This window comes from Mycobacterium sp. AZCC_0083 (assembly GCF_014202335.1).
In the GTDB taxonomy this organism is placed as follows: Bacteria; Actinomycetota; Actinomycetes; order Mycobacteriales; family Mycobacteriaceae; genus Mycobacterium.
Map to the genome: position 1 here is coordinate 15562 of NZ_JACHGP010000005.1, position 24074 is coordinate 39635.

The following is a 24074-nucleotide window of genomic DNA, read 5'->3' on the forward strand; positions in this document are numbered from 1 at the left end:
GACGCGGCAAGCGGGCAGTTCAGGGAGGGTGCAAGGGCGCTTGAACGCGGATGTGAGCGGCTCGCCCGGAATGCCCTCCCACCCGGGTGCACCGTATCGTCGCCTTGGTCCGTTATTCACCACCCGGAAGGTCGCACCTTGCCCCAAGCCCCGAGTCCGACCGTCGCCGCACCAGAGGTCTGGCGCGGCAAGGCGTACCCGCTCGGCGCCACCTACGACGGCTCTGGGACCAACTTCGCGGTGTTCAGCGAGGTCGCCGAGCGCGTCGAGCTGTGCCTGTTCGACACCGACGGCGGGGAGACCCGCATCACGCTGCCCGAGGTCGACGGATTCGTATGGCACGGCTTCGTGCCGAGCGCCGAGCCTGGTCAGCGCTACGGCTACCGGGTGTACGGGCCCGGCGATTTCGGCGCAGGCAACCGGTGCAACCCCAACAAGCTGCTTCTGGATCCTTACGCCAAGGCCATCGACGGCACGTTCGAGTGGAACCAGTCGCTGTTCGGCTACACCTTCGGCGACGAGGACAGCCGCAACGACGAGGACTCCGCGGCGAGCATGCCGAAGTCCGTGGTGATCAACCCGTTCTTCGACTGGGGCGTCGACCGCCCGCCGCAGCACGAGTACGCCGACTCCGTCATCTACGAGGCCCACGTCAAGGGGCTGACCGAGACGCACCCCGACATCCCCGAGCAGATCCGCGGGACGTACGCGGCCGTCGCGCACCCGGTCATCATCGAGCACCTCACCAACCTCGGCGTCACCGCCATCGAGCTGATGCCAGTGCACCACTTCGCCAACGACTCCACGTTGATCGACAAGGGGTTGTCGAACTACTGGGGCTACAACACGATCGGCTTCCTGGCGCCCGATCCGAAGTACAGCAGCAGCACTACCCCTGGCGGGCAGGTGCAGGAGTTCAAGGCGATGGTTCGCGCGCTGCACGAGGCCAACATCGAGGTGATCCTCGACGTGGTCTACAACCACACCGCCGAGGGCAACCACAGGGGTCCGACGCTGTCGATGCGCGGGATCGACAACGCCGCCTATTACCGGCTCGTCGAGGACGACAAGCGGTACTACATGGACTACACCGGGACGGGCAACAGCCTCAACGTCAGCCACCCGCACTCCCTGCAGCTGATCATGGACTCGCTGCGGTACTGGGTGACCGAGATGCACGTCGACGGATTCCGCTTCGACCTGGCGTCCACCCTGGCCAGGGAGTTCTACGACGTCGACCGACTGAGCGCGTTCTTCGACCTGGTCCAGCAGGATCCGACGGTCAGCCAGGTCAAGTTGATCGCCGAGCCGTGGGATCTGGGGCCTGGCGGCTATCAGGTCGGCAACTTCCCGCCGCAGTGGACGGAGTGGAACGGCAAGTACCGCGACACCGTCCGCGACTTCTGGCGCAGTGAGCCCGCGACCCTCGACGAGTTCGCCTACCGCCTGACCGGGTCGGCCGATCTCTACGAGCACACCGCCCGCCGCCCGGTGGCGTCGATCAACTTCGTCACCGCGCACGACGGGTTCACGCTGCGCGACCTGGTGTCCTACAACGACAAGCACAACGAGGCCAACGGCGAGGACAACAACGACGGCGAGAGCCACAACAGGTCGTGGAACTGCGGCGTGGAAGGGCCGTCCGACGATCCGGAGATCACTGCCCTGCGGGCCCGTCAGCAGCGCAACTTCCTGACGACTCTGCTTCTGTCGCAAGGAGTTCCGATGATCTCGCACGGCGACGAGCTGGGCCGCACGCAGGGCGGCAACAACAACGGCTACTGCCAGGACAACGAGATCACCTGGATCGACTGGGCCGACGCCGACGAAGACCTGCTGGAGTTCACCCGTACGGTGTCGGCGTTGCGTGCAGCCCATCCGGTGTTCCGGCGGCGTCGGTTCTTCAGCGGCAAGCCCGTCGGGCGGCGCGGCGACGGCGGATTGTCCGACATCGCCTGGTTCGCTCCCGACGGTGACGAGATGACCGGTGAGGACTGGGGTGCCGGCTTCGCGAAGTCGGTCGCGGTGTTCTTGAACGGCCACGGCATCCCCGACCGCGACGTGCGCGGCCAGCCCGTCACCGACGACTCGTTCCTGCTGTGCTTCAACGCCCACCACGAGGCCATCGAGTTCACCTTGCCGCCCAAGGAGTTCGGCGCGGCATGGCGGCCGGTGATCGACACCGAAGCCGGTATCGCCGACGCGCACGAGCGGATCGCTGCGGCGGGCACGGTGTCGGTTGGCGCACGCGCGCTGATCGTGCTGGAACCCGCGCCCGACCATTCTTGATCATTCGCCGCAATCCGCGACTTGGGAGCGCTGGCGTTCGGTACGCGACGGTTTCCGCATCCAAGTCACGGGCAGTGCGATAATTACCTCTGCAACAGAGGTATTGTGGGTGAGTGGAAACCTCGGCCGATCTCGCCGTCGAACTCATCGCCACGGTGGGCCGGCTCCGGCGCCAGGTGCGGCGGTCCGGCGATGGCCTCCCGATCGGCACCGGCCTGCCCGAATCACAGGCCGAGCTGCTGCGGCTGGTCGGTAGACAGCCAGGCATCTCCGTCCGGCACGCTGCCGCCGAACTCGGGCTCGCGGCGAACACCGCATCGACGCTGGTCTCCCGGTTGTCGGCCGACGGTCTGCTGGTGCGCACCGTCGACCCCGACGACCGCCGCGTCGGCAGGTTGCGACTGACCGAGTCGGCACAGCGCATCGCCGACGAATCACGCGCCTCCCGCCGGGCCGCCCTCGGCGCGGTGCTCGAGCGTCTCGACGCCGACCAGATCGAACGACTGACCGACGGGCTGGCGGTACTCGCCGACGTCACCCGGCTACTGCGCGAGGAGGAAGAATGACCAGTGCACCGGCCATCGACTGCAGGCACCTGACTCATCGGTACGGCCAGTTCACCGCGGTGGACGGCCTGACCCTGGAGGTCGAGGCCGGCGAGACCATGGGATTGCTCGGACCCAACGGCGCAGGCAAGACCACGGTCGTGCGGGTACTCACCACGCTCACCCCCGTCCAGGACGGCGAGGTACGGATCTTCGGATTCGACTCCCGCCGCGACACCTTGGACATCCGCCAGAACATCGGCTATGTGCCACAACAACTCTCGATCGAATCGGCGCTCACCGGGCGGCAGAACGTCGACCTGTTCGCCAGGTTGTACGACGTGCCGCGCAAGCAGCGCCGCGCGCGGGTCGACGAGGCGCTGGAGGCGATGCAACTGCTCGACGTCGCGGGCAACCTCGCAGGGACCTACTCGGGCGGCATGGTGCGACGGCTCGAACTGGCCCAGGCGCTGGTGAACCGTCCGTCGCTGCTGATTCTCGACGAGCCCACCGTCGGTCTGGATCCCATTGCGCGCGACGGTGTCTGGATGCAGGTGGCGCGGATGCAGGACGAGTTCGGCATGACCGTGCTGCTGACCACCCACTACATGGAGGAGGCGGACGCTCTGTGCGACCGAGTGGCCCTCATGCACCACGGCGTGCTGCAGACGGTGGGCACGCCGACGGAGCTGAAGGCCGCGGTGTCACCCACCGCCAGCCTCGAAGACGTGTTCCGACACCACGCAGGCGAGGACCTCTCGGAGGACGCCGCCAAGCAGGGCCTGCGTGAAATCCGTTCCAGCAGAAGGGCGGCCCGCCGTGTCAGTTGATCGCCCCGATACGTCACCCCGTCGCTTCGCTCGCCCTGAGTTTGAACTGCTCCGCGCTCCCCGCGGCCTGAACCGCGTCACCGGACTGCTGCGCCGCATGGGCGCGTTCGCGCTCGTCGAGCTGCAGAAACTCTCGCACGACCGCAGTGAACTGATCACCCGCATGGTGCAACCCGCGCTGTGGCTGCTGATCTTCGGCCAGACGTTCTCCCGCCTGCACGTGATCAACACCGGCGACGTGCCGTACCTCGCCTTCCTCGCGCCGGGCATCATCGCGCAGTCGGCGCTGTTCATCTCGATCTTCTACGGCATCCAGATCGTCTGGGACCGCGACGCGGGCATCCTGGCCAAGCTGATGGTGACGCCGGCACCCGCGTCGGCGCTCATCACCGGCAAGGCCTTCGCGGCGGGCGTGCGGTCGGTCGCGCAGGTGATCGGCGTCCTGGTGATCGCGTACTTGATGGGCATCCACCTCACCGCCAATCCGTTGCGCATCATCGCGGCGATGGGTGTCGTCGTGCTCGGGTCGGCGTTCTTCGCCTGTCTGTCCATGACTTTGGCGGGTCTGGTGCGCAATCGGGACCGGCTGATGGGCATCGGCCAGGCCATCACGATGCCGCTGTTCTTCGCGTCCAACGCGCTGTACCCGGTCGATGTCATGCCGCAGTGGCTGCGCTGGCTGTCGGCGATCAACCCGCTGAGCTACGAGGTCAACGCGTTGCGTGCGCTGCTGCTCGGCACTCCCGGCAACACCTGGCTGGACATCGGCATCCTGTTGATCGCGGCAGTCCTCGGCGTCGCCGCGGCGTCGGCCCTGTTGCGCAGGCTAGTCCAGTAACGCCGCAAGCTATTTCGGTGTCGACAGGTCGTACACCGTCGCGCTGCCCACCTGCACCGCGTCGAAGGTGCTTGCCACCCAGGTGGCGATGTCGGCGTGGCCATGCCCTCCCCACATCGGACCGTGGCCGTGGTTGTTCGTGGCGATGTAGAACGCGACCCGGTGATGCGCGACGTCGTCCTGGAACTGCTTCAAGGTCGGCGTCGGGTCGGTGCCGGAGAAGCCGCCGATCGCCATAACGGCAGTGTTGGTGGACAACTCGAGCCCAGCTGCGCTCGACGACCGGTCGATGGCGGCCGACCACGGCGTGCTGGTCTCCTCCAGCATCGCGTCCAGTTCCGGGGTGTCGACGCCCCTCCCTGGCCCGCCCCACGTGCCCATCCCACGTCCGCCAGCCCGAGCCGGACCGACCGACGGTCCGCCGCCCTCGTGCGCGGCCCCGACGGTCGCGACGGCGTATGCGGCGGGTCCGGCCAGGGCGCCCGCCACCGCAACACCGAGCAACGCCAGCACGACTCCGCGACGCGGCTGGATCGCCAGCACGGCGATCAGCGCCAGCGACGCCACCACGGTGAGCACCAGCACCGACCACTTCAGAACGGGCAGCCAGTCGGCGTTGCCTTCGAGCGTCCACCAGCTCCATAGCCCCGTCGTCGCCAGCATCACCGCGAGACCAATTCGGCACCACAATGATTCACGCCGTGCCCACATCTGGCCGACACCGATCGCGAACATCGCTGCGATGGCAGGCGCGACGGACAGGCTGTAATACGGGTGGATCGTGCCCTGCATGTAGCTCAGCACCAGGCCGTCGACCAGGATCCACCCGCCGAACAGGATCGCGGCCGCCCGCACCCGGTCGGTGCGTGGGCCGCGGCCGCGCGCGACCATCACCAGGACGGTCGCCAGTAGCGCGGCGGGGATCAGCCAGCCGATCTCGAAGCCGAATTCACCGGAGAACAGCCGCGTCAGGCCCTGCGACTGGCTGCCCCATCCGCCGCCGCCGAGCGCACCGCCGCCCCGCCCGGTCGCGACGTGCACCTGGGCGCCTGCCAACGTGCCCACCTCCGCGGTCGAGGGGGTGAACGACGGATGGTTGTGGCCGAGTACCCGGGCGAACCCGTTGTAGCCGAGCACCAGGTTCATGAAGTTGTTGTCCGTCGAGCCCGCGATGTAGGGCCGCGACGACGCCGGCCACAGCAGCGTGAGCACGACGAACCAGCCGGACGCGGCCAGGAAGCCGGCCGCCGCCCCGAGCATGTGCAGCAGCCTGGTCCGCAGCGACACCGGTGCGGCGACGAGGTAGGCGGCGGCCAGTGCAGGCGCCACCATGACGCCCTCGAGCATCTTGGCGAGGAACGCCAGGCCCAGTGCGGCGCCCGCCAGCGCGAACCACCTGCCACCGTGGCTTCCCCTGGTTTGCTCCTCGCGTCCGCCGTCCAGCGCGCGCACCGTGCAGTACGCCGCGGCCGTCATCAACAGCACCATCGCCGCGTCGGGATTGTTGAACCGGAACATCAGCACGGCCACCGGCGTCAGCGCGAGCGCAGTGCCCGCCAGCAGCCCGGTCCGTGGGCCGCTGATCCGTGCCACCGCGGCGTACAGCAGCGCGACCGAGCCGACCGCCATCAGCGCCTCTGGCACCAGCATGCTCGCGCTGCTGAACCCGAACAGTTGGCCGGAGAGCCCCATCACCCACTGCGAGAGCGGTGGCTTGTCGACGGTGATGAAGTTCCTGGTGTCCAGCGAGCCGAAGAGCAGTGCTTCCCAGTTCGTCGCACCCGCCTGGGCGGCCGCCGCGTAGAACTGGTTGCCCATCCCGTTGATGGTGATGTTCCACAGGTAGAGGACGGCGGTGCCGACCAGCAGGACGCCGAGACCGATGCGATTCCACGTGCTCGAGGAGATCCGGGCTGGCGGCGTCGGGGTGGTTTCCGAATCGGTCGGCGTCGTCTGCAGCGCGTTGAACGTGCTTGCCGCAGCATTGAACACTGTTGTCACATAGCCCAGTGACTCATTGCTACCCTGCGCCGACCTGTGAACTGGCCGAGAGACGGCTGGGGGTTGCTTCCAGCGCGTCGAACAGCGTCCACACGGCCACGCCGAACAGTGCCACGTCCTTGATCAGGAACTCGCCCGTGATCGACAGGGCGGGGAACCCACCTGCGGTCGCCTCGGTGACGCCGGGGGTAGTGAACAGGAAGCTGATGGTGCCGGTGAACAGGAGGATGGCCAGCAGGCTGCCCAGCGCCGAAACCCATGGCCACCAGGGCTTTACGGCAATTAGCACGGCCGCAGCGAGTTCGAAGACACCGAGCAGGGCCGAGAACGTGGTGACCGAGAACACACCGTACAGCCAGCTCATCAGCGGGCTGTCCGACACCAGCGGCTCGATGCCCTGCGCCTCGTACGCCATGAACTTCAGCAGCCCGAACCACGCCAGCACCACGACCAGCCCGTATCGCGCGAGTGTGCCGCCGAGGGCGTCGATGGGACGGCTCATGACAGTTGGCTCCTTTGCTCGGAATCGAACGCGTACATCTCTTCCGTGGAGCTCAGGCGCCGAACCGTTACAAGGTCAGCCGATGAGTCGGACGATCGCCCCCATCGGGATGGGCAGCCAGCCGGGCCGGTGCCTGGCCTCGTAGCCCACCTCGTAGACCGCCTTGTCGAGCTCGTAGGCGGCGAGCAGATCGGGTTGGCCGGCGGGGTCGGCCCCGCCGGCCGCCGCGTAGCCCTCGCAGAACGAGGTGCTGTTGCGTTCCACCCATTCGCGGGCCCGTGCGGCGAGCTGTTTGTCCTGCCGGGGGTCACCGCCGCGTTCGACGAGCCGTTGGTAGGCGGCGTATTCGTAGGACCGCAGCACGCCCGCGACGTCGCGCAGCGGAGAGTCGGGTCGCCTTCGGTCGACCAGCGGTTGCCCTGGCTCGCCCTCGAAGTCGATCAGCAGCCACCTTTCGGGGGTGCGCAGCACCTGGCCGAGGTGCAGGTCGCCGTGCATCCGTTGGACGGTGATCGTCTCGTCGGCCAGCTTTCGGTACCGCTCCTGGACCGTCGTGACGTACTGCTGCAGGTCCGGAACTGCCGCCGCAACGGCGTGCAGCCGGTCCAGAAGGGCGTCCGTCGGGAACGGCACCTGCGACGTGCCGAGCTCCTCGGCCAGCGTCTGGTGCACCGAGGCGACGGCCTCTCCGAGGCGATAGGACTCGCCTGCGAAGTCGCCGCCGACCTCGTCGGCGTAGAGGTCGCCCTCGGCAAACAGGTCGCGCGTGCTCGCCATCGCCATGTCCCAGCCCTCGGCCGCGTTGGCCGCGAACTCGGTCACCATGCCGAGTGCGTAGGGCTCGCCGTCGAGCACCGCTTCGTACGAGCCGAGCAGCCGGGCCACGTGTGGGTTGCCCGCACGGGCCAGCACCCGGTTGAGCTCGATGTCGGGGTTCACCCCAGGGTTGACCCGGCGGAACACCTTGAGGACGGCCGCGTCCTCGAACACCACGCTGGTGTTGCTCTGTTCGGCGCTCGACACTCGCGGCGCCTTGTCCACAGGAAGCTCGGCATCGGGTTCCCTGATGAACCGAAGCGGCCCAACCGATGCGGACCCGTCGACCAGTGCCAGCAGTTCACGGGCGGCACCAGGGTCGTACAGCGCGTCGTAGGCGGTGCGTCCGCCATGCTCCTCACCGACGGTGCCGATGGTCGCGACGTCGCTGTACTCGTCGATGGGCGCGATGCCCCAGCGGACCAGTAGCTGGTAGCGCTCGGAGGTGCCGTCGGTGTAGCCCACGTCCAACAGCACCAGGTCGATGTCGTCGCGCAGCGCCACGACATGGCCGGGCCGCACCTCGGCGAAGTCCCTGCCGCGTCCGGCGTACCAGCGTTGCGACGGCAACCAATCGGTCCACGGCAGGTGACCCGGCGCGCTCATCGAATTTCCTCCGATTCTCGTAGGGGCTCCCGGAGTTGAAACCAGTAGAACCCATGTCCAGGGAGCGTGAGCATGTAGGGCAGATGACCGATCGCGGGAAACTCGACGTGCCCGGTCAGCTCGACCGGCGAATAGCCGCTCCACTGCTGCAGATTCAGCTCGATCGGCTGCGGGAACCGGGACAGGTTGTTGACGCACACCACGGCGTCCACCTCACCGTCGCGGTCCAGCTCGCGCACGTACGCCAGCACGGACGGGTTGGAGCCGCCCAACTCCCGGAAGGTTCCGACGGCGAACGCGTCGTGTCTGCGCCGCACCGCCAGCATGGTGCGCGTCCAGTTCAACAACGAGGTGGAGGCGTCGCGCTGCGCCTCGACGTTGACCGACTGATAGCCGTAGATCGGGTCCTGATTCGGCGGCAGGTACAGCCTGCCGGGGTTCGCCGTCGAGAAGCCCGCGTTGCGGTCGGGTGTCCACTGCATCGGGGTGCGGACACCGTCACGGTCGCCGAGCCAGATGATGTCGCCCATGCCGATCTCGTCGCCGTAGTACAGCACCGGGGAGCCCGGCAGCGAGAGCAGCAGCGCAGTGAACAGTTCGATCTGATTACGGTCGTTCTCCAGAAGTGGCGCGAGCCTCCTGCGGATGCCGACGTTGGCCTTCATCCGCGGATCCTTGGCGTATTCCGCGTACATGTAGTCGCGCTCTTCGTCGGAGACCATCTCGAGCGTTAGCTCGTCGTGGTTGCGCAGGAAGATGCCCCACTGCGCCAGGTCGGGGATCGCAGGCGTCTGGGCGAGGATCTCCGAGATCGGGAACCGCGACTCACGACGCACCGCCATGAAGATGCGCGGCATCAACGGGAAGTGGAACGCCATGTGGCACTCGTCGCCGCCGGTCGCCGGATCGCCGAAGTACTCGACGACGTCCGCGGGCCACTGGTTGGCCTCGGCCAACAACACCCGGCCCGGGAACTCGTCGTCGATCACCTTGCGGCAGTGCTTCAGGAAGGCGTGCGTCTCTGGCAGGTTCTCGCAGTTGGTGCCCTCGCGCTCGAACAGGTAGGGCACGGCGTCGAGCCGGAAGCCGTCGATGCCGAGGTCGAGCCAGAACCTCAGCGCGTCGAGCATCGCCTCCTGGACGGCCGGGTTGTCGTAGTTCAGGTCGGGCTGATGGGAGAAGAACCGGTGCCAGTAGAACTGCTTGCGCACCGGATCGAACGTCCAGTTGGACTCCTCGGTGTCGACGAAGATGATCCGGGCGTCCTGGTAGAGCTGGCTGTTGTCACTCCACACGTAGAAGTCGCCGTAGGGGCCGTCCGGGTCACGGCGCGACTCCTGAAACCAGGCGTGGGAGTCCGACGTGTGGTTCATCACCAGGTCGGTGATGACCCGGATCCCCCGGCGGTGTGCGGCGTCCAGCAGGTTGACGAAGTCGTCGACGGTGCCGAACTCCGGCAGCACCTTGTAGAAGTCGCGGATGTCGTAGCCACCGTCGCGCAGCGGTGAATCGTAGAAGGGCGGCAGCCAAAGACAGTCGACGCCAAGCCATTTCAGATAGTCGAGCCGGTCGGTCAAGCCACGAAGGTCACCACAGCCATCGGAGTTCGAGTCGTTGAACGCACGGACGAGCACCTCGTAGAACACGGCGTGCTTGAACCAGGTGCGATCTTCCGGGAGCGTCCGCGCGTGGCTGTAGTCGTCCGCGTTCGGGTGCTCCACCATCCCATCGGTGCCAGTGGTTTGATCCATCAAGGTTCAAACCTACCCATCTTCTACGGTGTTGAATCCGGCTCGGTTGCCGCGTCCTTCGGCGGCAGGTCGCCCACCTCGATCTGGCCGGCCACCTCGTCGCGCAGCGCCGTGGCCGCAGCGAAGTCGCCTGCGTACCTGGTGGCGAAGTGCTCGCCCTTCCTGTTGATCTGCACGGGCCAGCGCGCGGCCCCAAGCAGTCTCAGCAGCAACACGATTGGCATCACGACGAGTTCGGCGACGAGTTCGATCAGCGACACCGCGATGAACAGCAGCGCCCCCACTGAATACAGCAAGACCTTGCCGATGCCCACCACGGCCCACACGATGAAGGCCACGGTGATCAGGATCGCCTTCAGCAGGAAGTTCCGCGGCAGACTGGAGTCCGACGGCTCGCCTTCCGGTGTGGTTTCCGCCGCCTCGGCAGGCTCGTCCGGCGAACTGTTCCATGCCTCGATCACTGACGCCCTCCGGCGCCAGGGATACCACTGGCGCCGCACGCGCCAGCGAACGCCCGCCGGATCCACGACATCTCCCGCTGCCACGCCGCTGATCTTCCCTCAGAACGCGTCGTCTGCGCTCCACCCGCGCTCGGCGACAGGTGCCGCGGTTTCGGTCAGCACCAGCCATCCCAGTGTCACGACGCCGACCAGCACGCAGACGTCGGCCGCGTTGAAGGTCGGCGACCATCCGAAGGAGACGAAGTCCACCACTGCACCGCGTAACGGCCCCGGCGCCCGGAAGACCCGGTCGGCCAGGTTGCCGACGGAGCCACCGAGTACGAGACCGAGCCCGACGGCCGCCACGGGTGACACCACGCTGCTGCCCCGCCACGCGACGGCGCAGACGACGGCACAGACCAGCAGCGTCAACAACGCAGGCTGACTCTCACCCCAGGCCAGCGCCCCACCCGAGTTCCTGATCAGGAGGCACGACACCGATTCGCCGAACAGCCACACCCGTTCGCCAGGAGTCAGCACGCCCACCGCAACGGATTTGGTGACGACGTCGACGACAAGCACCACGGCCGCGGTCATCACGAACAGCGCAGACCTACTCCCTCGTCGCGCGCTCACTCGCCCATCATGTTCGGCGACGGCCACGCGGCCGTATCTCGAGGTGACGCGCAGATGAACGGCAAACGTCGAAGTCACGGCGCGCTACTGCAGGAAGCGAGCGGCCTCTGAACGGAGGTAGCGCCCCGAGTTGGCCTGCCGGAAGCCGATCGCGCCACCGCTCGCGGTGATCGCCAGCAGCCCAGCGACACCGGGCAGCGCGACGATGGCCAGCTCGCCAACCCGCGCAGTGCGGAGGTACTGCGGGAAGCCCTGCCGATAGGCGGTGTTGCCCATCGGCGCGGTGCTGCTGCCTGGGACGGCCTCGCCTGCCTGCACCGAGCCCTGCGTGACGGAACGTCCCTGCGGGGCACGCACGCCTGCGGTTCCGACGCCGAGCACCGGCGCCCCCGCACCCGTAGGCACCAGTTCGGCCAGCGGGCGCGGCGGGCCAAGCTTGATGGCGGGAAACGCCGTCGGTGCTTGCAGCACAGGCAGATCGGGCGAACCATCCGGCTTCGGGGCAAGGCCGGTGCCACCGCCCGCGGAGTCGACGACGGGCTCCTCCTCCATGATCTTGAGGGTCGGCTTCGGCCGCGGGTTGTACGGCGCGTAAGCCTCCGACGCCAAGGCGTTGAGGTTGGAGAACGTGTCCTGGACGGACGAGTAGGCGGATTGTGGGTCGGTCAGATTGATCGACCACTGCGTATCGGACGTGCCGGGGACCGTCGGCACCGGAACGGAGATGGGTGGCGCACCGGGAAGCGCGATGTCGGCGCTGCTGCCAACCAACTTCTTCTCTGGGGCTTGCTGGTCGGGATCGGCCTTGGGCAGGCTAGGGATCTTGAAGGTGGGCTTGGGCAGTTGGCCAGGCGGCCTGCCGTTGCCGAAGATGCTGCGCGGCCGCTGCAGGGCATCACGCAGGTGATCGAGCGGACCCCGTGGCGCCGATGACGGCCCCGGCTCGGGCTCGCTGGTCTGGCCCGGATCGGGAGAGGTGCCCGTGTCGTCGGGATCGGCACCCGCGATGCCGGCACCCAGGCCGCTGAGCACGACGGTCGCGCAGAGCACGCCCAGGCATCGCGCAAGGCGGTTGACGACGGTCGGCACAACCCTCTCGTTTCTGGTGAACGGATGTCGGCTACGGAGCGAACGTTTAGCTGATTCTGGCACATTTGACTGGTCGGACCCAAGGACGCCGGTTGCCAGACCCCCGCCCTGTAGGGTCGCCGACGTGGCCTCCCGTGACCATGGTGACCCGGGCGATGCCCCGTCCGTCCCAGCTCCGCTGAACCCCGTCGTCAATTCCGTGCGCCCGTCGGCAGCGGAGGAGGCCCGGACCATCGCGGCGTCGACCAACACCGCAACGCTGGCGTCGTTGACCGCCGCAGGCGATCCGTGGGCGTCGTTCGTCACGTACGGCCTGCACGGTGGCGCGCCGGTGCTCTGTCTGTCCAACATGGCCGAACATGGCCGCAACCTCACCGGTGATCAGCGGGCCAGCCTGTCGATCGTCGCGCCGGCAACCGAAGGCGATCCGCTCGCCAACGGGCGCATCACGCTGGCCGGTGTGGTCGAGCGGCCATCGGGCGACGAGCAAGCCGCCGCGCGGCAGGCACACCTCGATGCCGTGCCCGCCGCCAAGTACTACGTCGACTACGGCGACTTCACCCTGTGGGTGCTGCGCGTGCACCGGGTCCGCTGGGTGGGCGGCTACGGCCGGATGGACTCCGCCACCGCTGAGGACTACGCCGCAGCCCAGCCCGATCCGGTCAAGCCCACCGCCAAGGGCGCGATCGAGCACCTCAACGCCGACCACGCGGCGGCTCTGTTGGCGATGGCACGCACGCTCGGCGGCTACCCCGACACCGCGGACGCCACCTGCACCGGCGCCGACCGCTATGGGCTGGATCTGCGGGTGACCACCGAGCGCGGCGTGGCCTACACCAGGGTCGGCTACGCGGCGCCGATTGACTCGATGAACGAATTGCGTGCTGCCACAGTCGAGTTGGCGCAACGGGCCCGAGAGGGCTGACCGCTTCGCCTTCTTTCGGTGCGGGCCGATACGATCGCCGTATGCCCGACCGCCCGGATTCCTGGCAAGCCGCCTTCGACCTGGTCCGCACCCGTGGGCACGAGCGCCGCGACGAGCCGTTCAAGTTGGCCAGCGGCCAGCTCAGCCACGATTACATCGACGGCAAGTTCGCCGTCAACACCGGGGACCGGCTGGCGACCGTCAGCCGAGCCATCGCCGACCTCGCCGCCAAGAGCGGCATCGAATTCGACGCCGTCGGTGGCCTCACCATGGGCGCCGACCCGCTGGCGATCGGGATCGCACTGGTGACCGGCAAGGCCTGGTTCTCGGTCCGCAAGGAGCAGAAGCAGCGCGGCCACGAGCAGTGGGTCGAGGGCACCCGACTCGAACCGGGCACCCGCGTCCTGTTGGTCGACGACGTGATCAGCACCGGAGGCTCGACCGAGAAGGCCCTCGAGCGGATCCTCCCGCTCGGGGTGGTCGTGACGGGTGTGATCCCGATGGTCGACCGCGGTGACGTCGCGGCCAAGCGGTTCGCCGCGCGCGGCATCCCCTTCGCGGCGCTGGTCACCTACCGGGATCTGGGCATCGATCCGGTTCGCGACGTCTGACCGGTCGGTCTCAGCCGATCGCGTTGGCCCAGTTGGCCTTTAGGTACTCGGTCGCCGCCTTGTCCTGCTCCACCGAGACGAACGTCGCCGCCCCGTCGACCGGTGGCAGCACCCGGTAGGCCGCGTGGTCGATGGTGCCCTTGGTGACCATCGTGTCGGCGCGCACTGGACGGGCGCCGCCCTGCAGGTAGAGGTTCTGGCCCTCGTCGCTGTAGAGGAACTCCTGCCACAGCCGGGCCGCGGCCGGGTGCGGCGCATCCTTGCTGACCGCCTGGAAGTAGTACCCGGCCACCGCCGCGTTGGGCGGGATGACCACCTGCCAGGACGGCAGCTTCCTGGTCTCGGCGACGTTGAGGTAGTCCCAATCGATCACCACGGGGGTCTCGCCCGACTCGATGGTCGCGGGGGTCGGGTCGATCGGCAGGAAATTGCCCGCCTGGCGCAGCTTGCGGAAGAACTCGACGCCGGGGGCGATGTCGTCGGGCGAGCCGCCCTGCGACACCGACACCATCATCACGCCCAAGAAGGCCGCGCCGGAGTGCGTCGGGTCGCCGTTCAGCGCGACCTTGCCTGCAAACTCCGGCTTCAGCAGGTCGTTCACGCCCGTGATCGGCGGCACCTTGGACGAGTCGAACCCGATCGACATGTAGCCGCCGTAGTCGTTGACCCAGGCGCCGTCGGGATCCTTGAACGCATCGGAGACGTCACCGAACGTCGCCACCCGGTACGGCGCGAACAGCGCGGTGTTGGCCAGCGCCGCCGACTGGCCGAGGTCGAACACGTCCGGCGCGCCTGCCTTGCCCTTCTGCTGGTTGGCGTTGTCGATCTCGCCCTGGCTGGTGGCGTCGGGCTGCGCGGAGGTGACGTCGATGCCGTACTTGTCACCGAACGCCTTGATGATGGCGCCGTAGTTGGCCCAGTCCGGCGGCAGGGCGATGACGTTGAGCTTGCCTTCCTTCTTGGCGGCCGCCACCAGCCCGTCGATTCCGCCGAAGTCGGCAGCAGAGGTCGCCTCGCTCGCCTTGACGCCCGATCCGGTGGTCTCGCCGTCGCCGTCCTTCTCCGGCGACGCGCACGCGGCGAGCAGGACGAGGGCGCTCACAGCCGCCACGAGCCGAGATTTGTTCATTGCCGCGGACCCTACCTGGGGTTCCTGCACGCTTCCGCGAGTTCGTGACAGGCCAAGGCGCTCGCCGCCACGCCGCGTCAATTTGCGCTCTATCGCACGTTTGCCCAGGTAGCCGCCTACCATCACGGGGTGGCGGAAAGTGGGGCCTCCGGCGACTCCGATTCAGGAGGGGACTACCGGTTGGACGAGCCGGTCGACACCGACCGGCTGGCCATTCCGACGCAGGAAGACCTCGCAGATCCCGAATCCGAGGCGGCGGCCGAGGATTTCGGCTACCTGCTTGGCGACCAGGCGGACGAACAAAGACAGGTCGACGGCGCAGCGCCCGATGATCGCTGGGATGGCGCCGGGTGGACGGGCTGGGAGAACACGCGCCCGCTCGACCCCGAGTCCAGCGGCGAGCTGTACGGGGACCAATATGCAGACCAGCACGACGACCCGTGGGTGGACCAGTACACAGACGAGTACGCGGACCCCGACGACGACCGTTTCGACGCCTTCAACGCGAATACCTGGCACTTCAAGGCCGCGCCGCCGCCGTGGTATCGGACTCGACAGGCCCTGATCGCGCTGGCCGCGGTTGCCGCGGCGATCGTCGCGCTGGTCGTGTCGGTCGTCCTGCTCGCCTTGGGCGGCCCGTCGGACACCGACGACACCCCGGCCACCGATACCTCGTCCACCCCGACCACGGCCGCAAGCACCCCGGACACCACCAGCGCACTGCCGCCCCCGCCACCACCACCCCCGCCGGAGACGTCGGCGTCGTCGGTCGCGCCACCGGTGTACAACGGGCCGCGCTATCAACCGCGGCAGACCAAGCCGCCCGAGATCGGCGTCACCCGCACGCCGGTGACCCGGACGCAGATCAGCGTTGCCCCGCAACCACGCCCGGGCTCGCAGCACCGATGACCGGTTTCGACGCCGAAGCGTCGTTCTCCGCGTCCGGCGTGGCCATCCTCGCCACGGCCGGTTCGGACGCCGTCCCGCACGTCGTCCCGGTGGTCTTCGCAGTCAGCAGCGGATCGGACGGCGCCAAGATCTACACCGCGGTCGACGCCAAGCGAAAGTCGACCCATCGGCTGCGCCGCCTTGCCAACATCGCGGCCAATCCGCGGGTCAGCCTGCTCGTCGACCACTACGACGAGGACTGGACGCAACTGTGGTGGGTGCGCGCCGACGGGGTCGCCGAGATCCACGAAACGGGCGAGGAAATGGCGGCCGGGTACGCGTTGCTGCGCCACAAATACCGTCAGTACGACCGTATTGCATTGGACGGCCCGGTGGTGACCGTCGACGTGCAGCGCTGGTCGTCCTGGCAGGCCTAGCAGTGTTTGCTGGAAACTGAACGGTTGCGCAAGAGTCGATTGCCGGACAAGCGCACGACGAACGCGCACCTAGTTCCATTACTGCCATCCGTCGATAAATTTCTGCCAGCGGAATTAAACCCCTGACCTGTTGGTTTAATCAGTCAGGCCAGCTCGAGACTTCTCGAGCGGGTAGGGGAAGCATCCGAACCGCGACACCGGCACCACGGCTCGAGGACGGATGAAGAGGAAGAAAGAAGCAAGCAGAATGAAGAACCTTGGATTTGCCACCATCGTCGCCAGCGGTCTGGTGGCGGCCGTCCTCGGGCTCGCAGCGCCCGCCGACGCCGCACCGAGCGGACCGGGCAGCGCCCAAGACACCATTAGCAAGCTCGAAGCGCAGGGCTACAACGTGATCATCAATCACGTGGGCAGCACCCCGCTGCAGGAGGCGTCCGTAGTCGCGGTTCGCCCAGGACAGACCTTCAGTCGCACCGACTCCGGAAACCCCGGAGACGACCTGGCGACCACGGTCCTCGACAAGACCGTCTACGTAGACGTCAAGTAAGCCGCAACATCGAAGAGGGGCATCCCGAAAGGGGTGCCCCTCTTTCGTGTCTGGTGACCCTTGTGCCCGTCCCCGGTTTGGGTGAATGGTGGACCGATCCGGCCCGAGGGGACGTCATGGCAGAGAAGACGAACACAACCCAACTCAACGGAGCCGCCCCCACCGCGGACGGTCCGGCCTCCATCCGCAACGTGGCACTCGTCGGACCATCCGGCGGCGGCAAGACCACCCTCGTCGAAACCCTGCTGGTCGCCACCCGCGTGCTGACCCGCGCGGGATCGATCGCCGACGGCACCACGGTCTGCGACTGCGACGATGCCGAGATCGAACAGCAGCGTTCGGTCGGTTTGGCGTTGGCATCGCTGATGCACGAGGGCGTCAAGGTCAATCTGATCGACACACCCGGCTACGCCGACTTCGTCGGCGAGTTGCGGGCGGGCCTGCGCGCGGCGGACTGCGCGCTGTTCGTGATCGCCGCAAACGAGGGTGTCGACGAGCCGACCAGGTCGCTGTGGCTGGAGTGCAGTCGCGTCGGCATGCCGCGTGCAGTGGTGATCACCAAGCTCGACCACGCCCGCGCCGACTTCGACGGCGCGGTGGCGGCCGCCCGGAACGCGTTCGGCGACAACGTCGTTCCGCTCTGCGTGCCCGGCGACGATTGTGTGGTGGGACTGTTGTCCGCCGCGGGCGACGACGCGGTCGCCGAGCTGCGCGGCACCCTGATCGAGGGCATCATCGAGGAGTCCGAGGACGAGACGCTGATGGAGCGCTACCTCGGCGGCGAGGACGTCGAGGCGTCCCTGTTGAACGACGACCTCGAGAAGGCCATCGCCAAGGCGTCGTTCTTTCCGGTGCTCCCGGTGTGCAGCACCAGCGGTGTCGGCACGGCGGAGTTGCTGGACGTCATCGTCACTGGATTTCCCCCTCCCTCAGAGCATCCGACGCCCGAGGTGTTCACCCCCGCCGGTGCCGTGCGGGCACCGCTGGCCTGCGATCCCTCCGGCGCGCTGCTCGCCGAGGTGGTGAAGACGACGTCGGACCCCTACGTCGGCAGAGTCAGCCTGGTCCGGGTGTTCTCCGGCACCATAAGGCCCGACATGACCGTCCATGTGTCGGGCCATTTCACGTCGTTCTTCGGGACCTCGCCCGGTCGCACCACAGGAGGGGACCACGACGAGGACGAGCGGATCGGCGCCCTGTCGTTCCCGCTCGGGAAGCGGCAGCGTGTCGCAGGATCGGCAGTGGCGGGCGACATCTGCGCCATCGGCAGGCTCAGCCGCGCCGAGACTGGAGACACGTTGTCGGACAAGGACCGCCCCCTGGTGCTCAAGCCGTGGACCATGCCTGAGCCCCTGCTGCCCATAGCCGTTCAACCGCACGCGAAGACCGACGAGGACAAGTTGGCGGTCGGCCTGCAACGCCTCGGCGCCGAGGACCCGACGCTGCGGATCGAGCAGAATCCCGAGACGCATCAGATCGTGCTGTGGTGCATGGGCGAGGCGCATGCCGGGGTGGTGCTCGACGGGCTGGCCAAGCGGTACGGCGTCTCCGTCGACACCGTGGACGTGCGAATCCCGTTGCGGGAGACGCTCGGTGGTACCGCCAAGGGTCACGGCAGGCACGTCAAGCAGTCCGGCGGCCACGGCCAGTACGCCGTCTGCGACATCGAGGTGGCACCGTTGCCGCAAGGGTCCGGATTTGAGTTCGTCGACAAGGTGGTCGGCGGCGCGGTGCCCCGGCAGTTCATCCCGAGCGTGGAGAAGGGCGTCCGTGCGCAGATGGAGAAGGGGGTCGGTGCCGGCTACCCGATGGTCGACATCCGGGTGACGCTGCTCGACGGTAAGTCGCACAGCGTCGACTCGTCGGACTTCGCGTTCCAGTCCGCTGGCGGGCTGGCGCTGCGCGAAGCCGCCGCGGCAACGACCTTGAACCTGCTCGAGCCGGTCGACGCGGTCTCGGTGGTGATCCCCGACGCTCTGGTCGGCGCCGTGATGAGCGACCTGTCCAGTCGTCGCGGGCGCGTGCTTGGCACCGAGTCTGGCGACGATGACCGCACCGTCGTGAACGCCGAGATCCCCGAGGTCGAGCTGGTCCGCTACGCCATCGACCTGCGCGCGCTGTCGCACGGCGCGGGCTCCTTCACCCGCTCCTTCGCCAGGTACGAACCCATGCCAGAATCAGCCGCCGCCAAGTTGAAGGTGGGCGCCTGAACGGACGGGATACCGACATGGCACTGCGCATCATCCAGTGGGGCACCGGCGCCGTCGGCAAGGAGGTGCTCAAGGGCATCCTCGATCCCAGGTCCGGGCTCGAATTGGCCGGCGTCAGAGTGTATTCCGACGACAAGGACGGCGTCGACGCCGGCGTGCTGCTCGGCACGGACCCCGTCGGCATCACCGCATCGAAGGACGTCGAACGCGTCCTGGCCGTCGACGCCGACTGCGTGGTGTACACACCGAGGCTCACTGACCTCGACGAGGTGTGCGCCATTCTGGCCAGCGGCAAGAACGTCGTCACGACGGCGTTCCTGTTCCACCCGAACCGCCTCCCCGCCGCCGATCGCGACCGCCTACTCGCCGCGTGCCACGCAGGTGGCGTCAGCGTGCACGGCTGCGGGCTGAACCCCGGCAACCTGTCGGGGGCGTTGCCCCTGGCGTTGACCGGGATGAGCCGCACCATCGACACGCTGACGCTGCAGGAGCGGGCCGACTGGTCGGTCTACGACAGCACCGCGATCACGTTCGACAACATGCGCTTTGGACAGCCCGTCGACGAGATCAGCACCCATGCAAACGAATTCCTCGCGTTCAACAGCTCGATCTTCACCGAGCAGGTGTGGCTTCTCGCGGATGCCCTGAACGCGGGCCTCGACGAGGTGACTGCGACGGTGGAGGCGGTCGCCGCCGAACACGACCACGAGATCTTCGACCGCGTGCTGCACGCAGGGACTACCTCCGGGCAGCGGTGGAACTGGGTGGGCCGCCGCGACGGCGAGCCGCTGATCGAGATCGAAGCGCTGTGGACGGTCGGCAACGAGTACCCGAAGCACTGGCCCAAGCCGAAGCACGGCTGGACGTTGACCATCGAGGGCGACCCGTCGATGCGCACCCACTTCATGTCGGTCGCGAGCTTCAGCCGCGACGCCACCATGCTCGAACACGTCAACTCCGCGAACGTGGCCACGGGGATGCAGATACTGAACGCGGTACCCGCGGTGTGCGCCGCCGCACCCGGCTTCGCGACGACGGCGACGCTGCCACAGGTGCGCAGCATCATCGGCTTCGGCCACGCCTAAGCCTCCGCATGCATCTTGGCGTTGAGACAGCGCTCAGGGCGTGGCCTTCTCGCACTTCTGCGCCGCGCGCGCTTCCTCAACGTCGAAGGTGAGGTAGGCGCCTGAAGGACGCGACACCGACATGGTGCTGCGCCAAACGCCCCGTCAAACAACCGCCGTCGATCCTGCGCTCACGGCGCGGGCCACTCGCACTTCTGCTCCCTCGCCGCAGAATCGACCGCGCGATTGCGCCCCCACATACGCCGAGACTCAGAGCAGGCCGAGCAGCTCCAGGTCGGTGATGTACTTGACGATCACCGGCGCGGAGATATGCGGAATGTCCTTGTCCGGGCCGATCTTCGCTTCCTGCACCGCCGCGCGGAACCTGTCCGTCGGCGCGATGGACCCGTTGAACGGGTGATCCGGCGTCTGGTAGTTGTGCAGCAACGGCAGCAGCGACGCGGCCCGTTGCTTCTCGGGCAGTGCCCGCAGCGTGGTCTCGAACCGGGTCAGCCAGTCGCCGTAGGAGTCGATGCGGCGGATCGGGTGGCCCGCTTCGACCAGCCAGTCGACGAACTCGTCCATGCCGATGCCGTCGTCGTACGGGTTCATCACGTGGTAGGTCTCGAAGCCCTCGCATACGTTGACGCCCAGCGTGGAGATCGCCTCGGCGATGAACTCGACGGGCAGTCCGTCGTAGTGCGCCCGCTGCCGCTTGCCGTCGGCACCCAACTCGTAGAACGAGTACGGCGCGACACCCGTCGCCACCAGGCTGAGCATCATCCTGGTGAACATGTCTGGCAGGTTGAGCTGCCCGGCGTAGGTGGTGTCGGCAAGGATCATGTCGCAGCGGAACACCGAGGCGGGCAGTCCGAACTGCTGATTCGCCTCGCGCAGAAGGACTTCACCGCCCCACTTGCTGTTGCCGTAGCCATTGGCGTAGCTGTCGTCGACCGTGCGCGTTGCGCTGACGACGCGGACGTCGGCGTCCTCGGTATTGTCGGCGGGGTTGATCCCCGCGCCGACGGCGATCGTGGACACGTAGACGAACGGCTTGATCTTCGTCGTCAACGCGATCCGGATCAGCTCCGCGGTGCCCACCACGTTCGGCCCGAACAGCTGGCTGTAGGGCAGCACGTGGTTGACCAACGCGGCGGGGTCGACGATCAGGTCGACGGTGTCGGCCAGCCGCTGCCAGGTCGTGTCATCGAGGCCGAGGTTGGCCTCGCCCTTGTCGCCGGCCAAGACCTCCAGGTGCTCGGCGGCCAAACCCCGGTAGTGCGCAAGGAGTTTCGGGTCACCGCTGTCGAACGTCGCGTCCAGCCGCGCTCGCGCTTCGTCATCGCTCTTGGCGCGGACGATGCAGATGACCTTGCCGTCCACCATGTCCATCCGCTCCAGCCACTCCAGGGCCAGGTAGCGGCCGAGGAATCCGGTGGCGCCGGTGAGCAGCACGGTCCTGATCTCGGACGCTGGACCGGGCAGTGACGTTGCCGCGGAGAGGGTTTCAGCATCGATGAACTTGTCGAGCGTCAGATCGCTGGCGTGCGCCTCGGTCGCGTCACGGCCGTGCACGGACGCGTAGGTCGGCCGCTTGATGCCGCCCGCCCGCTCCGCCTCGACGTATGCGGCGATGGCGGCCAGGTCGGACGCCGGGCTGACGATCGCGCCGACGGGGACGTCGACCCCGAAGATTTCGTGCAGCAGGTTGGCGAACGTCAACGCCGACAACGAGTCTCCACCCAGATCGGTGAACTGTGCGTCGGCCTGCACGTCTGCGGCGGCCGCGCCGAGCAGCGCGGTAGCGGCCCGACTGATGGTCTCGAGGACGGGGCGGTCGGCGCCGCTCTGCCGCAGCGCGCGCAGTTCGCCGGCCTGACCGTCGGCCAGATCGACGTAGAGCTGTTCGAGCTGCTCGCCGTAACGTTCCTTGAGCCGTGGCCACGCCAGCTTCCGGATACCGGTGAGCAGACCGTTCTCGAGGGTGAAAGGCGTTGTCTCGATGACAAAGTCGCGCGGGATCTCGTAGGACTGCAGGTCCGCTGAGCGGGCCGCATCCTTCAACGACGCACTGATGGCCGGCTTCAACTCGTCGGCGGAGTAGCGGGACACCGCGTCCTCGCTCGGCACGACGACGGCCAGCAGGTAGGGCCGCGCACTGTTGCCGTAGATGTAGATCTGGTTCACCAGCGGGCTGTCCCCGAACGCCGCCTCGAGCTTCGACACGGCGACGAACTCACCCTGGGACAGCTTGAGCACGTTGTTGCGTCGGTCCACGTACTTCACCTGGTCGGGGCCGAGCTCGGCGACGACGTCGCCGGTGCGGTAGTAGCCGTCGGCGTCGAACACCTCGGCGGTGACCTCGGGGCGCTTGTAGTAGCCGGGGAACAGCTGGTCGGACTTGACCAGTAGCTCACCGCGGGGGTGCGGCACGTCGGTGCCGAAGTAGCCCAGTTCGGGGACGTCGACAAGCTTGTAGTCGATCACCGGTGGGCGCCGGATCTGGCCGTCGACGAACACCGCGCCTGCCTCGGTCGAGCCGTAGCCCTCCCCAAGATGCATGTCGAGGAACGCCTCGACCCATGCCCTCAGCTCGGGCGAGATCGGTGCCGAGGCGGTGAAGGCGGTGACGAAACGGCCGCCGAGCAGGCTCTGGCGCAGATCGACCATGACCTGTTCTTCTCCTGCGGCGTCGACGACTCCGCGCCGGTCGACCTCGCTGACGTACTCCTGGTAGAGCATGTCCCAGATGCGCGGAACGTAGTTGAGCTGAGTGGGCCGGGCCATGGCCAGGTCCTCGAGGAACGTGGACAGGTCGCTGCGGGCGGCGAAGTAGACGGTGCCGCCGGACGACAGCGCGCCGTACAGGACGCCGCGGCCCATCACATGGCTCATCGGCAGGAAGGCCAAGACGATGCCCGGCACCACGCCCTGCTTCTCGTCCCAGTGGGTGTTGGCTGCCGACTTCCACATGGTGGCGACCTTCTGCTCCGGATACATCGCGCCCTTGGGCGCCCCGGTGCTGCCGGAGGTGTAGATCAGCAGGGCCAGCGGATCGTCACCGTCGGCGGTGACTCCACGTGGGGCGGGGAGGTCCCGTCCACGGGTCAGCACGTCGGCGAGGGTCTCGACGGTCACCGGGGTGCCCGCCAGTCGCATCTTGGCCGCATCGAGTGCGTCGCGCTGATCGTCGATCGCGGATTGGAAGTCGAACACCACCAGCCGCGCCGGAGCGTGCCCGGAGAGGATCAGCTCGACCGCATCGTCGACGTAGTCGATGCTCGACGCGATCAGCACCGGCTCAGTCTCGGCGATGATCGGTTGGAGCTGAGCCTGGGGGGCGCTGGTCTGCAACGGCACTGACACCGCGCCCAGTTGGGTCAGCGCAATGTCGATGACGGTGTAGTCGACGCTGGTGAAACCAAGGATGGCGACGCGGTCGCCGGGCCGGATCGGGTCGTTGCGCAGGGCGGCACCGAAGGCCTGGACCCGCTCCCACAGCCGGCCGTAGCTGACGGTGTCGAACCGCGGAAGCAGTTGGGCCGTGGTGCGGCCGGTACCGTCGGTGACGTACTCGACTGCCCGCTGGCCGAGGGCGGGTCGCTCGGCGTAGCCCTCGAGGACGGTGCGGACGAGATCGGGCAGACGCAGCCCTGGCTGAACGGCAGCGGCACTGACGGCTTCGTCTGGCTTGGCGGCGGCGAATTCTTCGTCGGTGGCGTACAGGTCGGCGATGCGGCGCTCGAGGCGCGCTTCGCGAGAATCGGTAGACATAAGGAGTCCTCTACGTAATTGCATGGAAAGTCTTGCGTGGGAGGCTTCGCTACCTCACCCAGCCGACACAACGTTAGCAAAACTAAAGATATGCCCCAAACGGCTGACCTGGCAGTTCCCTGTGAGGGAACACACTCGCCAGGCAG

Annotated in this window: 20 protein-coding genes; 11 read left to right on the top strand and 9 right to left on the bottom strand. The window is 67.6% G+C overall.

All coding sequences use genetic code 11. From position 1 onward, the window contains the following. Nucleotides 1-138 precede the first annotated feature (138 nt). From glgX to HNP02_RS13200, 4 genes are all read left to right on the top strand, one after another. Nucleotides 139-2289 (top strand): glycogen debranching protein GlgX, encoded by a 2151-nt coding sequence (gene glgX, locus HNP02_RS13185; RefSeq protein WP_184439031.1) that lies wholly within the window; start codon nt 139-141, stop codon nt 2287-2289. A gap of 113 nt (nt 2290-2402) precedes the next feature. Then, the gene (locus HNP02_RS13190) at nt 2403-2855 is read left to right on the top strand and encodes a MarR family transcriptional regulator (protein ID WP_184439033.1); all 453 of its coding nucleotides are present in this window, start codon (nt 2403-2405) and stop codon (nt 2853-2855) included. Then, the gene (locus HNP02_RS13195) at nt 2852-3664 is read left to right on the top strand and encodes an ATP-binding cassette domain-containing protein (RefSeq protein ID WP_184439035.1); all 813 of its coding nucleotides are present in this window, start codon (nt 2852-2854) and stop codon (nt 3662-3664) included. Before HNP02_RS13190 ends, HNP02_RS13195 begins: the two co-directional genes overlap by 4 nt. A gap of 97 nt (nt 3665-3761) precedes the next feature. After that, nucleotides 3762-4502, top strand: a complete 741-nt coding sequence (locus tag HNP02_RS13200; RefSeq protein WP_184439818.1) for an ABC transporter permease — start codon at nt 3762-3764, stop codon at nt 4500-4502. 9 nt (nt 4503-4511) lie between these two features. Here HNP02_RS13200 and HNP02_RS13205 read toward each other — a convergent pair whose 3' ends face one another. From HNP02_RS13205 to HNP02_RS13235, 7 genes are all read right to left on the bottom strand, one after another. After that, nucleotides 4512-6494, bottom strand: coding sequence for a glycosyltransferase family 39 protein (locus HNP02_RS13205; RefSeq protein WP_309241533.1), 1983 nt, complete (start codon nt 6492-6494; stop codon nt 4512-4514). A gap of 28 nt (nt 6495-6522) precedes the next feature. After that, nucleotides 6523-7005 (bottom strand): YkgB family protein, encoded by a 483-nt coding sequence (locus tag HNP02_RS13210; RefSeq protein ID WP_184439037.1) that lies wholly within the window; start codon nt 7003-7005, stop codon nt 6523-6525. Nucleotides 7006-7080: 75 nt separating this feature from the next. Continuing rightward, nucleotides 7081-8427, bottom strand: a complete 1347-nt coding sequence (locus HNP02_RS13215; protein ID WP_184439039.1) for a phosphotransferase — start codon at nt 8425-8427, stop codon at nt 7081-7083. Beyond that, entirely contained in the window at nt 8424-10178 is a 1755-nt protein-coding gene (treS, locus tag HNP02_RS13220; protein ID WP_184439042.1) for a maltose alpha-D-glucosyltransferase, read from the bottom strand. The genes HNP02_RS13215 and treS overlap by 4 nt, the downstream gene beginning before the upstream one ends. A gap of 23 nt (nt 10179-10201) precedes the next feature. Next, a complete protein-coding gene (locus tag HNP02_RS13225; RefSeq protein ID WP_184439044.1) occupies nt 10202-10723 on the bottom strand; it encodes a hypothetical protein in 522 nt (173 codons plus the stop codon). Between the two features lie 15 nt (nt 10724-10738). Beyond that, nucleotides 10739-11254, bottom strand: a complete 516-nt coding sequence (locus HNP02_RS13230; protein WP_309241534.1) for a signal peptidase II — start codon at nt 11252-11254, stop codon at nt 10739-10741. A gap of 84 nt (nt 11255-11338) precedes the next feature. Then, nucleotides 11339-12343, bottom strand: coding sequence for a hypothetical protein (locus tag HNP02_RS13235; protein ID WP_184439046.1), 1005 nt, complete (start codon nt 12341-12343; stop codon nt 11339-11341). 124 nt (nt 12344-12467) lie between these two features. Between HNP02_RS13235 and HNP02_RS13240 the strand changes: the two genes are divergently transcribed. Next, complete coding sequence (locus HNP02_RS13240) at nt 12468-13268, top strand: HugZ family protein (protein ID WP_184439048.1); 801 nt, start codon at nt 12468-12470, stop codon at nt 13266-13268. A gap of 41 nt (nt 13269-13309) precedes the next feature. Continuing rightward, nucleotides 13310-13879, top strand: coding sequence for an orotate phosphoribosyltransferase (gene pyrE, locus HNP02_RS13245; protein ID WP_184439050.1), 570 nt, complete (start codon nt 13310-13312; stop codon nt 13877-13879). A 10-nt stretch (nt 13880-13889) separates the two neighbouring features. On the opposite strand, the gene HNP02_RS13250 is transcribed toward pyrE, so the two are convergent. Further along, nucleotides 13890-15008, bottom strand: a complete 1119-nt coding sequence (locus HNP02_RS13250; protein WP_184439052.1) for an ABC transporter substrate-binding protein — start codon at nt 15006-15008, stop codon at nt 13890-13892. 129 nt (nt 15009-15137) lie between these two features. Between HNP02_RS13250 and HNP02_RS13255 the strand changes: the two genes are divergently transcribed. The 5 genes from HNP02_RS13255 (at nt 15138) to HNP02_RS13275 (ending at nt 20175) form a co-directional block, all read left to right on the top strand. Further along, nucleotides 15138-15917: a hypothetical protein gene (locus tag HNP02_RS13255; protein WP_184439054.1), complete on the top strand. Its 780-nt coding sequence runs from the start codon at nt 15138-15140 to the stop codon at nt 15915-15917. Continuing rightward, nucleotides 15914-16333, top strand: a complete 420-nt coding sequence (locus HNP02_RS13260) for a TIGR03668 family PPOX class F420-dependent oxidoreductase (RefSeq protein ID WP_184439056.1) — start codon at nt 15914-15916, stop codon at nt 16331-16333. The genes HNP02_RS13255 and HNP02_RS13260 overlap by 4 nt, the downstream gene beginning before the upstream one ends. Before the next feature lie 247 nt (nt 16334-16580). After that, entirely contained in the window at nt 16581-16880 is a 300-nt protein-coding gene (locus HNP02_RS13265) for a hypothetical protein (protein WP_184439058.1), read from the top strand. 116 nt (nt 16881-16996) lie between these two features. Further along, complete coding sequence (locus HNP02_RS13270) at nt 16997-19090, top strand: elongation factor G-like protein EF-G2 (RefSeq protein ID WP_184439060.1); 2094 nt, start codon at nt 16997-16999, stop codon at nt 19088-19090. A gap of 17 nt (nt 19091-19107) precedes the next feature. Then, nucleotides 19108-20175 carry a dihydrodipicolinate reductase gene (locus HNP02_RS13275; RefSeq protein ID WP_184439062.1) on the top strand — a complete coding sequence of 356 codons (1068 nt, stop codon included), beginning with the start codon at nt 19108-19110 and terminating at the stop codon, nt 20173-20175. 249 nt (nt 20176-20424) lie between these two features. Here HNP02_RS13275 and car read toward each other — a convergent pair whose 3' ends face one another. Then, a complete protein-coding gene (car, locus tag HNP02_RS13280) occupies nt 20425-23928 on the bottom strand; it encodes a carboxylic acid reductase (RefSeq protein WP_184439064.1) in 3504 nt (1167 codons plus the stop codon). Nucleotides 23929-24074 lie beyond the last annotated feature (146 nt).

Coding starts and splice junctions, on each gene's coding strand:
- HNP02_RS13195 (WP_184439035.1), top strand. CDS start 2,852: ATGACCAGTGCACCGGCCATCGACTGCAGGCACCTGACTCATCGGTAC.
- HNP02_RS13200 (WP_184439818.1), top strand. CDS start 3,762: ATGGGCGCGTTCGCGCTCGTCGAGCTGCAGAAACTCTCGCACGACCGC.
- HNP02_RS13210 (WP_184439037.1), bottom strand. CDS start 7,005: ATGAGCCGTCCCATCGACGCCCTCGGCGGCACACTCGCGCGATACGGG.
- HNP02_RS13215 (WP_184439039.1), bottom strand. CDS start 8,427: ATGAGCGCGCCGGGTCACCTGCCGTGGACCGATTGGTTGCCGTCGCAA.
- treS (WP_184439042.1), bottom strand. CDS start 10,178: ATGGATCAAACCACTGGCACCGATGGGATGGTGGAGCACCCGAACGCG.
- pyrE (WP_184439050.1), top strand. CDS start 13,310: ATGCCCGACCGCCCGGATTCCTGGCAAGCCGCCTTCGACCTGGTCCGC.
- HNP02_RS13250 (WP_184439052.1), bottom strand. CDS start 15,008: ATGAACAAATCTCGGCTCGTGGCGGCTGTGAGCGCCCTCGTCCTGCTC.
- HNP02_RS13260 (WP_184439056.1), top strand. CDS start 15,914: ATGACCGGTTTCGACGCCGAAGCGTCGTTCTCCGCGTCCGGCGTGGCC.
- HNP02_RS13265 (WP_184439058.1), top strand. CDS start 16,581: ATGAAGAACCTTGGATTTGCCACCATCGTCGCCAGCGGTCTGGTGGCG.
- HNP02_RS13270 (WP_184439060.1), top strand. CDS start 16,997: ATGGCAGAGAAGACGAACACAACCCAACTCAACGGAGCCGCCCCCACC.
- HNP02_RS13275 (WP_184439062.1), top strand. CDS start 19,108: ATGGCACTGCGCATCATCCAGTGGGGCACCGGCGCCGTCGGCAAGGAG.
- car (WP_184439064.1), bottom strand. CDS start 23,928: ATGTCTACCGATTCTCGCGAAGCGCGCCTCGAGCGCCGCATCGCCGAC.